Source organism: Succiniclasticum sp., from assembly GCF_056977735.1.
The window spans coordinates 42,826-55,439 of sequence record NZ_DBMCWA010000010.1; the positions used below are offsets into that span (position 1 = coordinate 42,826).

11 protein-coding genes are annotated in these 12,614 nt (G+C 51.1%); all 11 read left to right on the forward strand.

The window, feature by feature from the left end:
* Positions 1–90 precede the first annotated feature (90 nt).
* The 11 genes from ACZOWY_RS06965 (at position 91) to ACZOWY_RS07015 (ending at position 12,384) form a co-directional block, all read left to right on the forward strand.
* Positions 91–1,122, forward strand: a complete 1,032-nt coding sequence (locus ACZOWY_RS06965) for a hypothetical protein (RefSeq protein ID WP_484394391.1) — start codon at positions 91–93, stop codon at positions 1,120–1,122.
* 66 nt (positions 1,123–1,188) lie between these two features.
* The gene (locus ACZOWY_RS06970) at positions 1,189–1,377 is read left to right on the forward strand and encodes a hypothetical protein (RefSeq protein WP_484394396.1); all 189 of its coding nucleotides are present in this window, start codon (positions 1,189–1,191) and stop codon (positions 1,375–1,377) included.
* Between the two features lie 5 nt (positions 1,378–1,382).
* Positions 1,383–1,874, forward strand: a complete 492-nt coding sequence (locus tag ACZOWY_RS06975) for a hypothetical protein (RefSeq protein WP_484394401.1) — start codon at positions 1,383–1,385, stop codon at positions 1,872–1,874.
* 255 nt (positions 1,875–2,129) lie between these two features.
* Positions 2,130–3,398, forward strand: a complete 1,269-nt coding sequence (gene murA / locus ACZOWY_RS06980) for a UDP-N-acetylglucosamine 1-carboxyvinyltransferase (protein WP_484394407.1) — start codon at positions 2,130–2,132, stop codon at positions 3,396–3,398.
* Between the two features lie 20 nt (positions 3,399–3,418).
* Positions 3,419–4,441, forward strand: coding sequence for a rod shape-determining protein MreB (gene mreB, locus ACZOWY_RS06985; protein WP_484394412.1), 1,023 nt, complete (start codon positions 3,419–3,421; stop codon positions 4,439–4,441).
* A 101-nt stretch (positions 4,442–4,542) separates the two neighbouring features.
* Positions 4,543–5,955 (forward strand): phosphodiester glycosidase family protein, encoded by a 1,413-nt coding sequence (locus ACZOWY_RS06990; RefSeq protein ID WP_484394417.1) that lies wholly within the window; start codon positions 4,543–4,545, stop codon positions 5,953–5,955.
* 248 nt (positions 5,956–6,203) lie between these two features.
* The gene (locus ACZOWY_RS06995; protein WP_484394422.1) at positions 6,204–7,832 is read left to right on the forward strand and encodes a SpoIVB peptidase S55 domain-containing protein; all 1,629 of its coding nucleotides are present in this window, start codon (positions 6,204–6,206) and stop codon (positions 7,830–7,832) included.
* Between the two features lie 110 nt (positions 7,833–7,942).
* On the forward strand, positions 7,943–8,719 hold the full coding sequence (locus ACZOWY_RS07000; RefSeq protein WP_484394427.1) for an MlaE family ABC transporter permease: 777 nt from the start codon (positions 7,943–7,945) through the stop codon (positions 8,717–8,719).
* A gap of 10 nt (positions 8,720–8,729) precedes the next feature.
* Positions 8,730–9,494 (forward strand): ABC transporter ATP-binding protein, encoded by a 765-nt coding sequence (locus tag ACZOWY_RS07005; protein WP_484394432.1) that lies wholly within the window; start codon positions 8,730–8,732, stop codon positions 9,492–9,494.
* Positions 9,491–10,771, forward strand: a complete 1,281-nt coding sequence (locus tag ACZOWY_RS07010) for an MlaD family protein (protein WP_484394437.1) — start codon at positions 9,491–9,493, stop codon at positions 10,769–10,771. Before ACZOWY_RS07005 ends, ACZOWY_RS07010 begins: the two co-directional genes overlap by 4 nt.
* Before the next feature lie 134 nt (positions 10,772–10,905).
* Complete coding sequence (locus ACZOWY_RS07015; protein WP_484394441.1) at positions 10,906–12,384, forward strand: TolC family protein; 1,479 nt, start codon at positions 10,906–10,908, stop codon at positions 12,382–12,384.
* Positions 12,385–12,614: the final 230 nt, after the last annotated feature.

Genomic DNA, 12,614 nt, shown 5'->3' on the forward strand with positions numbered 1-12,614 from the left:
TGTTTGCTGAATTTTCCTTGATCAGTATTTCCTTAACAATGTTTTTATGACTGCAGGCGGAACGTCTGGGAACTTACTGGAGGTGTAAAAGTGGCTGTTCATCCGGGGGCTGTGATAGCCGTTGCGGGACTTGCCGTTGCGGGTTTCAGATTGTATACGGCGTTAAGTAATACCGCGCAGGTTGTCAGAAGCAGTTTGGAACGTTACAACGACGAAAAAATCCGTTACTATACCGTCAGCAAACAGGTTCTCGAGACAGTGATCGATTACGGTAAATTCAAGCTGGAGATATGGGATGAGTTTGGTACTTTGGCCCAGCTTTACAGCCGTATGACTAACCCGCCCGGACTCATTAGCTATAAGGGGATGGAGAGTGTGCATGCGGGGCGTCCGCAGATGGACGATATCCGCAACATGACAGCTTCTTTAAAGGCGCTTCATGAACAGCAGTGGGATGTGCTTGGCACAGGTATGCTGGCGAGTCTTGCCATTTACGGAAAGACGATGACGCAGAAAGTGGAAAAAGACCAGGTCCTGCACATTGACGGGTTCCCGGATACTGAGGAAGGCGACAGCGTGCTTGACACCATGGGATCAGTCCCGGCTCCCCATCATAGCGACAATGGGCTGATTGAAGAAGGCGCTGTTCTGAATGAAATACTGGGCGTGCCTGTCGTTCTGGATACGGAGGCTCTGTATAATGAGCTTTCCGCCAAACCGATCACCGAACTCACCAAGGATGAAGCGTTCGCCCTGAAGGACCAGATTGACTGGCGCAGCCTGAAACTTGCTGACGCGGTAGGCCGTATACGCCGTCTGGGCGATACCGTTGAGAGTGTCAGGAGTGATGTGGAACGCCTGCGGGAAGTGTGCAGGAGCAAGATGGAGAGCGTCGGTCTGTTGGTGCAGCGAATCCCGGATTACAATGAATTCAGTCTTGCGGATAAGCAGGATTATCAGTTCGCGGTTATGTTGCAGCGGACCATGCGTCTGCTGACGCGCCTGGATCTGGTTCTTAAGCGCGGCAATTTGTGCGTTCTGAACTCCATGGCTATCAACGACTGCAAACGCCAGGCAGCGGAACTGGTGCCGCTTCCCGATCCCAATGCGCCTGAAAGGTAAAAGGGGAGGGGCTTTAAGAGAAGATTCAGCGGCCAGGCCGCACTGTTTTTAGGAGGCTAAGGAGAAATGGCAAAAGATGCTTTGAGCAGTTTAGCCGGCAACCGTATGGGGCAGCTCAAGAGTGAGATTGCGGACCTCAAGGCGCAGCTCAGGAAAGAGTTTGAACCGGATAAGATAGCTGAGCTGAAAAAGCTTATAAGAGAAAAAGAAACCTACTACAATATACTTGCTGACCGTAGAAGGACAGGGATTTGAGCATTATGGACGAGCAGTTACTGATTCGTTTGGCGCAGATCGCGATACGCTGCGCAGTAGCGTATTATGTGTATAAAGATGCTATCAAACATGAAGTTCCCAACAAGAACTTCTGGGTAGCGGCAACCTTTCTGTTCTGGCCCGTCGTTGTGGCTTACCTGTTCTATCGGCAGCGCGCAGCCCGCACCGTGGATCTTTCCTTTGAGCAAAAAGCGCAGCTGGAGATAGATCATAAGCGCGAGGAAGAAAAGCGGCGCATCGCGGCGGAACGCGCCGAGATGGAGATAGAGCGCAAACACGAGCTCGAAAAGAACCAGATCAGCGAAGAAGAACTGGAAAAGCTCCGCGAGGAACGCAGGGCTGCCAAGGCGAAGCGTATGAAAGAACTGGAAGAAGAGCGTGCGGAACAGGAAAGGCAGCATGCCGAACTTTTAAAGCTGAAGGAAAAGAAGCTGCAGGAGACCGTGGCAAAGAATCTCAGCAATTTGGACAAGTAGTAGTAGGATATATAATTTCATTACGGGCGCTGCGCTTACAGGCGCGGCGTTTTCTTTTTGCGTCTGCAGTTTCGTGAGGCTGATGTAAAATTTTTTTCTCCCTCTTGCTAAATGACGCTTATAATGATAGAGTTAAATTGATAAGGAAACACTGATTCATTCGTTTCTGCGCCAGCGGGGCTGTTAGCTGTTGGTCGGCTCACGAACGCAGTGAATGAGTGTTTCTTTAAAAAATCAACGGTAGGGGGTAAGCTTGTGGAAAAGTTGATTGTCAGAGGCGGAAACCGGCTGGTTGGTTCGGTAAAGACCAGCGGCGCCAAGAATGCGGTACTGCCAATTATTGCAGCTTCGATTTTAGGGGAAACCCCCAGCTATCTGGATGAAATTCCCAAATTGGATGACGTACGCACGATTTGCGGTGTGCTGCAATATTTAGGTGTAAAAATAGACGATTCAAAAGAGCATGAACTGACGCTGGACACGACGACTATCTCTGCGTATGAAGCGCCTTATGAGCTGGTTCGTACCATGCGCGCTTCCTTTGTGGTGCTGGGTCCGCTGCTGGCCCGCAAAGGCCATGCCCGGATTTCCCAGCCCGGCGGCTGTGCCATTGGCAGCCGTCCGATTGACCTGCATCTGAAAGGCTTTGAAGCGTTAGGCGCTAAAATTTCCCAGGATCACGGCTTTGTGGATGCATATGCTCCCAATGGACTAAAAGGCGCGAATATCTATCTCGATTTTCCCAGTGTGGGCGCGACGGAAAATATTATGATGGCGGCCTGCCTGGCGGAAGGCACGACTACACTGGAAAACCCGGCGGAAGAACCGGAAATCGTAGATCTGGCCAACTACCTGAACCAGATGGGAGCCCGGGTACGGGGTGCCGGCACTGATGTGATCCGGATCGAAGGCGTAAAACATATGCACGGTGCAGAGCACTCCGTGATTCCGGACCGGATCGAAGCCGGAACCTTTATGATTGCGGCTGCCATGACTCATGGTGATGTAATTATCGAAAATGTACTGGCAGAACATCAGAAGCCGCTGCTGGCGAAATTACGGGAGGCCGGCGTATTCATAGAAGAAGATATTGACCGGATCCATGTATCCTGTCCCGGAACGCTGAAGGGCGTAAATGTGAAGACGCTGCCGTATCCCGGTTTTCCTACAGATATGCAGGCCCAGATCATGGCCATGATGACTATCTGTCAGGGGCGCAGCACGGTCATGGAGACTGTATTTGAAAACCGGTTTATGCATGTGGTGGAATTAAACCGTATGGGTGCCAATATTGTAACTACCGGGACCCGGGGCGCCATGATTGAAGGTCCTGCAAAACTGACGGGATGTGAAGTGAATGCTACGGACCTGCGTGCCGGCGCGGCGCTGATCCTGGCCGGTCTGGTTGCCGAGGGGCAGACTACTATCGGCAATCTGCATCATATTGACCGTGGTTACGAAGATATAGTAGGCAAATTGCAGGGGCTGGGGGCTGATATTCAGCGCATCAGCATGAAAGACTGATTTTCAGGTAGGAGAAGAATATGTTTGGCGGACATACAGATATCGGAATTGACCTCGGAACTGCGAATATCCTGGTCTATGTAAAAGGGAAGGGGATCGTGCTGAACGAGCCTTCGGTAGTGGCGGTAGAAAAAGCCGGCAATAAGATTCTGGCAGTGGGGGCGGAAGCCCGGGATATGCTGGGACGTACTCCCCAGGGGATTGTTGCGGTGCGGCCTTTAAAGGAAGGTGTAATCGCCAACTATACAATTACCCAGAAGATGCTGGAATATATTGTGAACAAGGTGGCTGGCAAAAGTTTCTTCTTTAAACCCCGGGTCATGACCTGTATTCCGGTCCACATCACTTCCGTGGAAAAACGGGCCGTGCTGGAGGCTACGATCCAGGCCGGTGTATCCAAGACTTATCTTATCGAAGAACCGCTGGCTGCTGCATTGGGTGCAGGGCTGGATATCATGGTGCCTTCCGGAAAGATGGTAGTGGATATCGGCGGCGGCACCACGGACATCGGCATCCTGAGTCTGGGTGGCGTAGTAGACAGCGATTCCGTCCGTATTGGCGGTGATAAATTTGATGAAAGCATCGTCCGCTATGTCAAAAAAGAATATAATGTCCTGATTGGGGATACTACCGGGGAAGCTATCAAGAAAACCATCGGCAATGTGCATCCCGGGGCAGAGGTCAAAAGCATGGATGTCCGCGGGAGGGACGGAATCAACGGCCTGCCTACCACGGTAACGGTCACTTCCGAAGATGTAAGGAAAGCGTTGGAAGAACCGCTGGAGACGCTGATTGGCCGGATCCGTTCCGTGCTGGAAAAATGTCCTCCTGAATTATCGGCGGATATTGTGGATAACGGGATATACCTTACCGGTGGCGGCGCGTTGTTGGGCGGATTTGCCAAAGTACTGGAAGAGGACACGGGAATCCGTGTTTTTGTGGCGGATAACCCGTTGGACTGTGTGGCTATCGGTACCGGGAAGGCGCTGGATAACCTTGACAAACTGCGCCCCGGTACGGTATACAGTAATGCCATGTTTTAATCAGCGTCTTCTTAAAAATTAAATTGTTTCAGGACGGTTTTGGAAAACATAGGATATTTTTGGTTCCATACCGTCCTGCTGATTTTACAGGGATGTGGATCATGAAGAATATTTTCAGTTGGATTCAGACTGGGGCAAACAGGTTTATCCTGTTGCTCACAGTTCTTTTATTGCTGTTGCAGTCGTCTGCCTTTGCGCAGGTTACCGGCATACGGGAAGGCAGCGGCCCGGCCCGGATACGCATTGTGCTGGATTTGGACAGTCCTGCAAAATGGAAAGACCGAAGTACGCAGAATGAAATTTTGCTGGAACTTGATACGGCCGCGAAAAGCAAAATACAGAAACAGCTCCATGACGATGCCGTTACGGACGTTGTAATGGAAAAAACCGGGAAAAAGACGGCAAGGCTGCGGATCAGCCTGAAAAAACCGGCCCAGCACAAGGTGATTGTGCTGAAGAATCCGAACCGGATCGTGGTCGATGTGTACCGTATCCAGATTATTAAAGTCAGCAAGGACCTGGGAAATGGGCTGCAGTATACATTTTGGCAGGATGATATGGGCGGCCTGCCGGTACGGTTATATGTGCTGAGACTGGCTTCGGACAGCGGTTATTATCTGAAGCCGTTCCCTGGTACAGTGCCTTTCAACGGCAGAGGAAAGCTTTCCCGGGCGGTGGCGGCTGCAGGTGCCCGGGCTGCTGTAAACGCCTGTTATTTTGATACCGATGGCTGGGTAATAGGTAATTGTAAATGGAATGACAGTTTCTATGGGGTGGAACCTTCACCTCACAGTGCCTTTGTTGTAAACAAAGACGGGAAACCGTCTGTACAGAAAAATCTGGCGTATCAGGGGACTGCAACCTTGCCGGGAGGCCGGGCTTTGACCATCCGGGGCATGAACCGGCAGCGGATTACCAACGATCTGGTGTTGTATAACGGAAACTATGGCAGAGGTACCCGCACCAATGAACACGGCCGCGAGATCAGGATCCGTCAGGGACGTGTGGCAGAAGTCTCTTCCAGGGGAAATATGCCTCTGGACAGTGCTTCGCTGGTGTTATCCGGGCACGGTATCAATGCGGATGCGCTGGCAAATGTCAAGCGGGGCGACCGGGTGGCTGTGAATCAGACACTGGGCAGCCGTGAGGCGGACGAAGCCCGGTTGGTTGTAGGGGCAGGTCCCCTCCTGCTGGAAAACGGGCAGATTAATGTCCGGATTCGGGAAGAATCCATTGCGCCGGACATTGCGTTCGGACGGGCCCCCCGGACAGGGGCCGGTGTTACGGCGGACGGAACGGTATTGCTGATGGTCGTAGACGGTCGCAGCCGGTATTCCGCCGGTATGACGCTGAAGGAATTCGCGCAGTATCTGAAACGTTTCGGGGCAGTCTCTGCCGTAAATTTTGACGGCGGCGGTTCTTCCGAAATGGTTCTGGACGGCAGGGTTATGAACCGTCCTTCTGATGGATCGGAACGGCCGGTAGGAATCGGTCTTGGCATATTCCGGAAATAACAGGGGAACGGCAGGCACCGTTTTACGATATGCCGGATTATCAAACGGATGAAATTCGAGAAGACCTCTTTGCTAAATTTTCAAATTCGTTGTATAATTAAATATTATAATAGATGTATTATATGCAAAAGCGTACAATAGGTTTTAAACAGAAGGTCAAACCCTTACGATGTTTTCTGTAAAGGAACGTATTAATGAAAGTATTATTCCTGTTTATTTGTTTGTTTTTGTCTGTTGTGTCCCCGGTTTTGGCACGGACGCCGCTGATGCCTGTGGAAAACCTGAAAGCAGGGATGCAGGGCTATGCGAAAACGGTTATATCTGGTGATACCATAGAGACCTTTCCGGTGGAAGTGCTGGGGGTTACGGGCAGCGAATCCATGGGATACCAGATCCTGATCAGGGCCGGTGGGGACGTGATAGCACGCAGCGGCGGTATTTCCCAGGGAATGAGCGGGAGTCCGGTTTACATTGATGGCAGGCTGGCGGGCGCTATTGCTTACGGAACGGCTTTTACGGATCCGCATTACTGCCTGCTGACGCCGATTCATGATATGCTGGATATTTTGGACAAACCGGAGCCGCACCGGACTGCCGGGGATGTGTCCCTGTTGCCGAAAGGGACGCCGCTGCTGGCTGGCGGGTTTACGCCGGCCGGCATTTCCGTATTGCAGGAAGGACTGCAACCGTATGGACTGGCGGTTGCAGATACCGGTGTTTCCGGGGGCGTCTCTTCTGCTAAGGATCTGGAACCGGGGAGTTCCGTTGGAGCTGCCCTGGTGCAGGGGGATCTGACATTGGGCGCATTGGGTACGGTGACCTGGACGGATGAACAGGGCAGGATCCTGGCTTTTGGCCATCCGTTCATGAAGCGGGGCGACGCGGGTTTCTTCCTGACAAAGACCTGGGTGCTGGCGTCCCTTCCCAATCTGCAGGCAGCTTATAAGGTTGGCACGATCGGCGCGGCGGCAGGTATGTTTAACCAGGATCGTGCAGCCGGCGTTGCAGGACAAATCGGACGTCTGCCTGCATACATTCCTTTATATGTATCGGTTTCCGATTCCACCCGTTCCCGGAATGGGAGCGCCAGGGTAAAAATAATCAATGACGAGCAACTGGCCCCGACACTGACTGCTTCCGTCCTTGCGAGCCAGGCGGCGAAAATAGCAGATCACGGAACAGGGGGAAGCGCCCGTATTCTGTTCGATATTACGGCAACAGGCAGCAAGGAAGAATTGTTGCATGTTTCCCGTGAGAATATGTATTTTGACAAGTCTGCCCTGGTCAAACAGCTTCCTGCTGAACTGCAGGAAACGGTGCAGGTGTTGTTGCAGAACAAGCTGGAAAAGGTGCGGATCACAAATATCGATGTCAATGTGGATGTCAGTACGGAAACCCTGGTGGCAGAAATCAAAAAGGTCGCGGTGGAAGAAAAAGAGCCGAAGCCGGGAGATACAATCCATTTGAAGGTTACGCTGAAACCGTACCGGGGGGAAGAGTTCATCCGTAAGGTACCTTACAAGCTGCCCGGGGATGCGGCAGGCGAACTGCGGTTAAATGTGAGGGGCGGCGCTTCTACGGCCTGGATCCAGGAGATGCTCCGCAAGCAGAAAGAAGAGGGGGAAGCCCATCCGAAAAAAGAAGATAAGAAAAAGGACGTAAAGCTTTCCGACTATGTAAAAGAAGTTAACAATGCGGACCGCAATAATGATATTATTGTTGAGTACGCGCCGGATCAGAAACGGCAGGCTTCCCTCCGTGAAGAAGAGGAAGAAGCCTCGCTGGCTGCCCTGCTGGCAGGAGGTCGCAACAAGCAGTCTGTGGCGATTGATTATATTGTTGACGGTGAACAGAAAGTAACGGTCAGACTGCCTTAAATTTGTCATAAGTTTTTTGTATCATACTATAAGAATTACGGGTTTGTTATATTTATTACAGGAACAGCCTGCCGTCAGGTTTACGGATTCCGGAGAAAGGAGAGCGGCATATGATTCATGCTTTATGTAATGCGGTCGGCGCTTTTGTCATGAAATTCTGCCGGCTGACAGGACAGATGATGCTGCTCTTTTTGGATACGCTGTCCAGAATTAAAGAAGTCAATATTAAAGAAATGCTGCGGCAGATGTCCCTTTTGGGCGCGGATTCCCTTCCTATCGTTTTGCTGACCATGCTGTGTACAGGGATGGTTTTTTCCGTGCAAACGGCACGAGAGTTTGTGGAACTGGGGGCTTCCGGTACTGTTGGCGGAATCGTGGCCATTGCTATGGGACGGGAGCTGGTCCCTGTCCTGACAGGTGTCGTGGTAGCCGGCCGGATCGGTGCGGCGATTGCGGCTGAACTGGGAACGATGAAAGTTACGGAACAGATCGATGCGCTGCGGGTCATGGCGACCAGTCCGGTGCAGTATCTGGTAGTTCCCCGTTTTCTGGCCATCTCGCTGATGATGCCGGTGCTGATCGTCTTTGGTAATTTTATCGGGAATGCAGGGGGCTATTTTGTCGCCCACTATTATGCGGATATCGGATCCATGACGTACCTGAACTCCATCAAACAGTTCTGTGAGCCCTTTGACCTGTTCGGTGGCATGATCAAAGGCGTTGTTTTTGGCGCCATTATCAGTATCGTGGGTTGTTTTAAAGGCCTGAACGCGAAGCAGGGGGCTGAAGGTGTCGGGCTTGCCACTACGGCTTCGGTAGTCCTTTCCATTATATTGATTTTTATATTTGATTACTTTCTGACCGTACTGCTGTACGTCGGTGATTAAGTGAGGCATTATGTCTGAATCTGTAATATCCCTGCGGGGACTGGAACTTGCTTTTGGCGAAAAGAAAGTGCTGCAGGGCATTGATCTGGAAGTAAAAAAAGGTGAGACCCTGGCGGTCATCGGGCCGTCGGGAACCGGTAAAAGTACCATTCTGAAAGTACTGATCGGTCTGCTTGCTCCGACCGGAGGAGAAGTCTTGATTGAAGGACAGGATGTATCCCATCTGACGGAAGAGGAATGGAATGAAATCCGTAAACACATAGGGATGGTATTCCAGTACTCTGCGCTGTTCGATTTTCTGGATGTGGGAGAGAATGTGGCGTTTGGGTTACGGCAGCATTTCCGGCTTCCGGAAGAAGAAATAACGCAGAAGGTAGACGATTTACTGCAGGATGTGGGGATGCTGGATGCCAAAGCGATGTATCCGGTGGAACTGTCCGGCGGTATGAAGAAGCGGGTGAGTCTTGCACGGGCACTGGCTTTCGGTCCCCGGATCGTCCTTTACGACGAACCTACGGCAGGCCTTGACCCTATACGTATGATGAATATCAGCCGACTGATCCGGAAGACGCAGCGGAAGCATAAAGTAACATCGATCCTTGTTACCCATGATATGGATTCGGTGTATGTGGCTGCTGACAGGGTTGCCCTGATCAATAACGGGAAGATTGTGGCGGTAGGGACACCGGAAGAATTCAGGCACTCGGAAAATCCCCTGATCCGGGGCTTTATAACCGGGGAAGAGATTGCAGGAGCGACGGAGGCATTTCGATGAAATCAAGTGAAACAAAGGTTGGCGCACTGACACTGGGCGGAGCTGTCATCCTGGCAGGTATGATCAGCTTTTTAGGTGCCTTTAAATTATTTGACGGCGGGTATGATCTCCACGTGGCCTATCCTTCGGTGAACGGTCTCCAGGTTGGCAGCGCGGTGCGGTATGCAGGCGTTCCTATAGGTTCTGTCAAAGAGGCTAAAGTGGAACCGGATCAGGTCGTTATTACCATGCATGTCAACAAAGATGTACAGATTCCTCAGGAAGCGGAGTTTTCCATCGGTTCAGACGGCGTCATGGGGGAAAAGTTTGTGGATGTACGCCCTCCCAAAAAATACAGCGGCGTGTACCTGAAACCGGGCAGCAGTCTGACGGGTCAGCCCGGCGGGGATATCAATGACTTTATGGCCAATTCAGGAAAGGTACTGGAAAAGGTAGAAGGCATTGCGGATGCACTGAACAATGTGTTTGGCGATAAAGAAGTCCAGAAATCAATGCGGGACGGTTTTATCAATGCCCGGGAAATCAGCAATAATCTGAATAAATTTACGAAAGTTATGGCCGATTCTGCCAAGGAAAACCAGGCGGAAATGAAGAACATGGTAGCCCAGTTCAACCAGATGAGCATACGCCTTAACAAGGCGATGGGACATGTGGAAAGCCTGATGGAAGGTGTGGACGCCAACGGCCAGACCGGACGGAATGTCGCAATTATGGCGCAGAATCTGGCAGTTACCAGCAAAAACATGGAAGAGATTTCCAATACGCTGGCAGAAGTGGCCAGAGATCCCCGGACAAAAGAAGACCTGCAGGCGACCATTCATAATGCCCGCGGTGTAACAGAACGGGCCAATAAGATCCTGGGGATGGGCGACGGGATGAAGGTGAAGTCCCATGCGGATGTGTTTCACAACATAAAGGGAGGAACCTGGCGAAGCAATTTCGGCATGCAGTTCGATAAGCCGAAGAAAGATACCTTTGGCTATCTGGGTGCTTCCAGTATCGGGAACGATACCAAACTGGACCTGTATCTCGGGAAACGGTTCCACGGGCTGAGTGTAAGTGCAGGCGCTATGCAGGGTAAATTCGGTGTGGGTCTCGGATATGATATCAACCCCAAATTCCGTATCTATTCCCAGTTGTATGATTTTGATGACAGCAAACTCCGTTTCGGCGGCGAGTATATGATTAAGGATGATATATTCCTGGTGGGCGAAAGCCTGGATCTGCTCCACGGCGGCAAACGGGATGTATATGTGGGCATCCGGGCCTATTTCTGATTCCGGTTGGTATAAAGAACGTTTCCGCAAAAAAGCGGACGGCGGTGTGAACGTTGTTACTAGTTGACTTTTGTGTCAAAAACCATATATAATTATCTTACTGACTTATCAGTCAGAAAATTGGAGGTATGGAAATGAAGATGAAAAAAACGGCACGTACAGCTCTGTTAAGTGCACTGTTGACCGTGTTGCTGGTACCGGGCGCTTATGCGCAGGAAACCCTGTCGATTGATTTGCAGACGGCTATTGACAAGGCCTTTGCGACCCATGCGGATATAAAGAAAGCAGAATACAGTCTGGATGCGGCACGGGCCGATTATAATGCTGCCAGGGAAAGCTTCGGCCCCAGGGTAACCTTTTCCCATCAGTCAACCCGGGGCGGTTATTGGGATGAACAGATGATTACCGGGATTGGTTACAGTAAAAATCTCAGGACATCACACACGAACGGATTTAATCTTTCTGTACCCATTTTTAATGCCAGTTTGAACGCAACGGAAAAACAGGCAAAAGCGAGATACCAGAGCGGCGTGTTAGGTGAGGAACTGGCTTTTATCCAGTTAAAGCAGTCCGTTTCCAACGCGTATTATACCCTGCTGGCGACTATTGATGCCCAGGAGGTTTGCGAGCAGTCGGTAGCGGCTCTGCAGGACCATCTGAAGAATGTACAGGCTCAATATGATGTTGGCGTCGTGGCCAAGGTGGATCTGCTCCGCAGTGAGGTGGAGCTGACATCGGCCCAGCAGAATCTGCTCAAAGCGGAGAATCAGCACAATATTGCGGAAGCAAGACTGAACAATATGATGGGGATCGATCAGGATACCAGGCTGGCTCCCGTGGAAGAGCTGGGATATAAGAACTATTCGGGGACGCTTCCTCATTGTATTGATTATGCCATGCTCCACCGTCTTGATCTGCAACAGAGCCGCCTGCAGGTGAAAGCAGCAGAAGCCGCCCTGAACGGTGCAAAAGCCGGTTGGACGCCTTCGGTTTCCGGCTCCCTTTCCAACAGCTGGTCTGACGACAGATGGCCCGGTGATAAGGGCAGTAACTGGGGTGCCGGTGTAGGTGTCAGCTTGAACGTGTTTGACAGTGGTGTGACAAAATCCAATGTGACTAAAGCCAAGGCGAATCTGATGAGCGCCAAGGAGTCATACCGGCAGGATACGGATAACGTGGAGCTGGATGTAAGGAACTGCTACAATACCCTGCGGGAAGCGGAAAAGCGCATCTCTACTACCCAGGTGGCCGTTGCCAAGGCGGAGGAAGATTACCATATCGCCCAGGTACGCTATGAGGCGGGTGTTGGCACCAATACGGATGTGCTGGACGCCCAGGTGGCCTTGAATCAGGCGCGTAACAATTTTAATACGTCTTTGTACGATTATAATCTTGCCAAGGCTGCCCTGGATACCGCTATGGGCATCGAAGCGCGTCCTGCCGATTACGGATACGCGACTTACGGCGAACGGTATAAGGCAACCAAGGCCGTATACGACGCAGCTGTAGAAGCTACGGATTCCGATAAAGCGCTGAAAGAAACGGTAAAGGCGCTGGAAAAGGCCCGGGCGGAGCGGCGGAAAGCGGCGTCGGCAGCAAAGAAGACTGAATAATGGTGAAGCTTGTTTATTAATTAACGAAAAGTTATTCAAATTATAAAACAGACTGTTGGCCGGAACATCATGTACAGGTGATGGATCGGCCGACAGCTTTTTTTACGCCGGTCTGCCTAAATAAAGAATTGATTTCAGGTGCAAAAGTTCACAGATGAGATACAAAAAAATGCTGTATTTCTGCGGTTTTTCTGCTATAATAACGTTAACATGGGATAATATTGTTATTT

Bases quoted from the DNA above. Each gene is read 5' to 3' on its own strand.
- ACZOWY_RS06970 (WP_484394396.1), top strand. From the start codon at position 1,189: ATGGCAAAAGATGCTTTGAGCAGTTTAGCCGGCAACCGTATGGGGCAG.
- ACZOWY_RS07010 (WP_484394437.1), top strand. From the start codon at position 9,491: ATGAAATCAAGTGAAACAAAGGTTGGCGCACTGACACTGGGCGGAGCT.
- mreB (WP_484394412.1), top strand. From the start codon at position 3,419: ATGTTTGGCGGACATACAGATATCGGAATTGACCTCGGAACTGCGAAT.
- ACZOWY_RS07005 (WP_484394432.1), top strand. From the start codon at position 8,730: ATGTCTGAATCTGTAATATCCCTGCGGGGACTGGAACTTGCTTTTGGC.
- ACZOWY_RS06990 (WP_484394417.1), top strand. From the start codon at position 4,543: ATGAAGAATATTTTCAGTTGGATTCAGACTGGGGCAAACAGGTTTATC.
- ACZOWY_RS06975 (WP_484394401.1), top strand. From the start codon at position 1,383: ATGGACGAGCAGTTACTGATTCGTTTGGCGCAGATCGCGATACGCTGC.
- ACZOWY_RS07015 (WP_484394441.1), top strand. From the start codon at position 10,906: ATGAAGATGAAAAAAACGGCACGTACAGCTCTGTTAAGTGCACTGTTG.
- ACZOWY_RS07000 (WP_484394427.1), top strand. From the start codon at position 7,943: ATGATTCATGCTTTATGTAATGCGGTCGGCGCTTTTGTCATGAAATTC.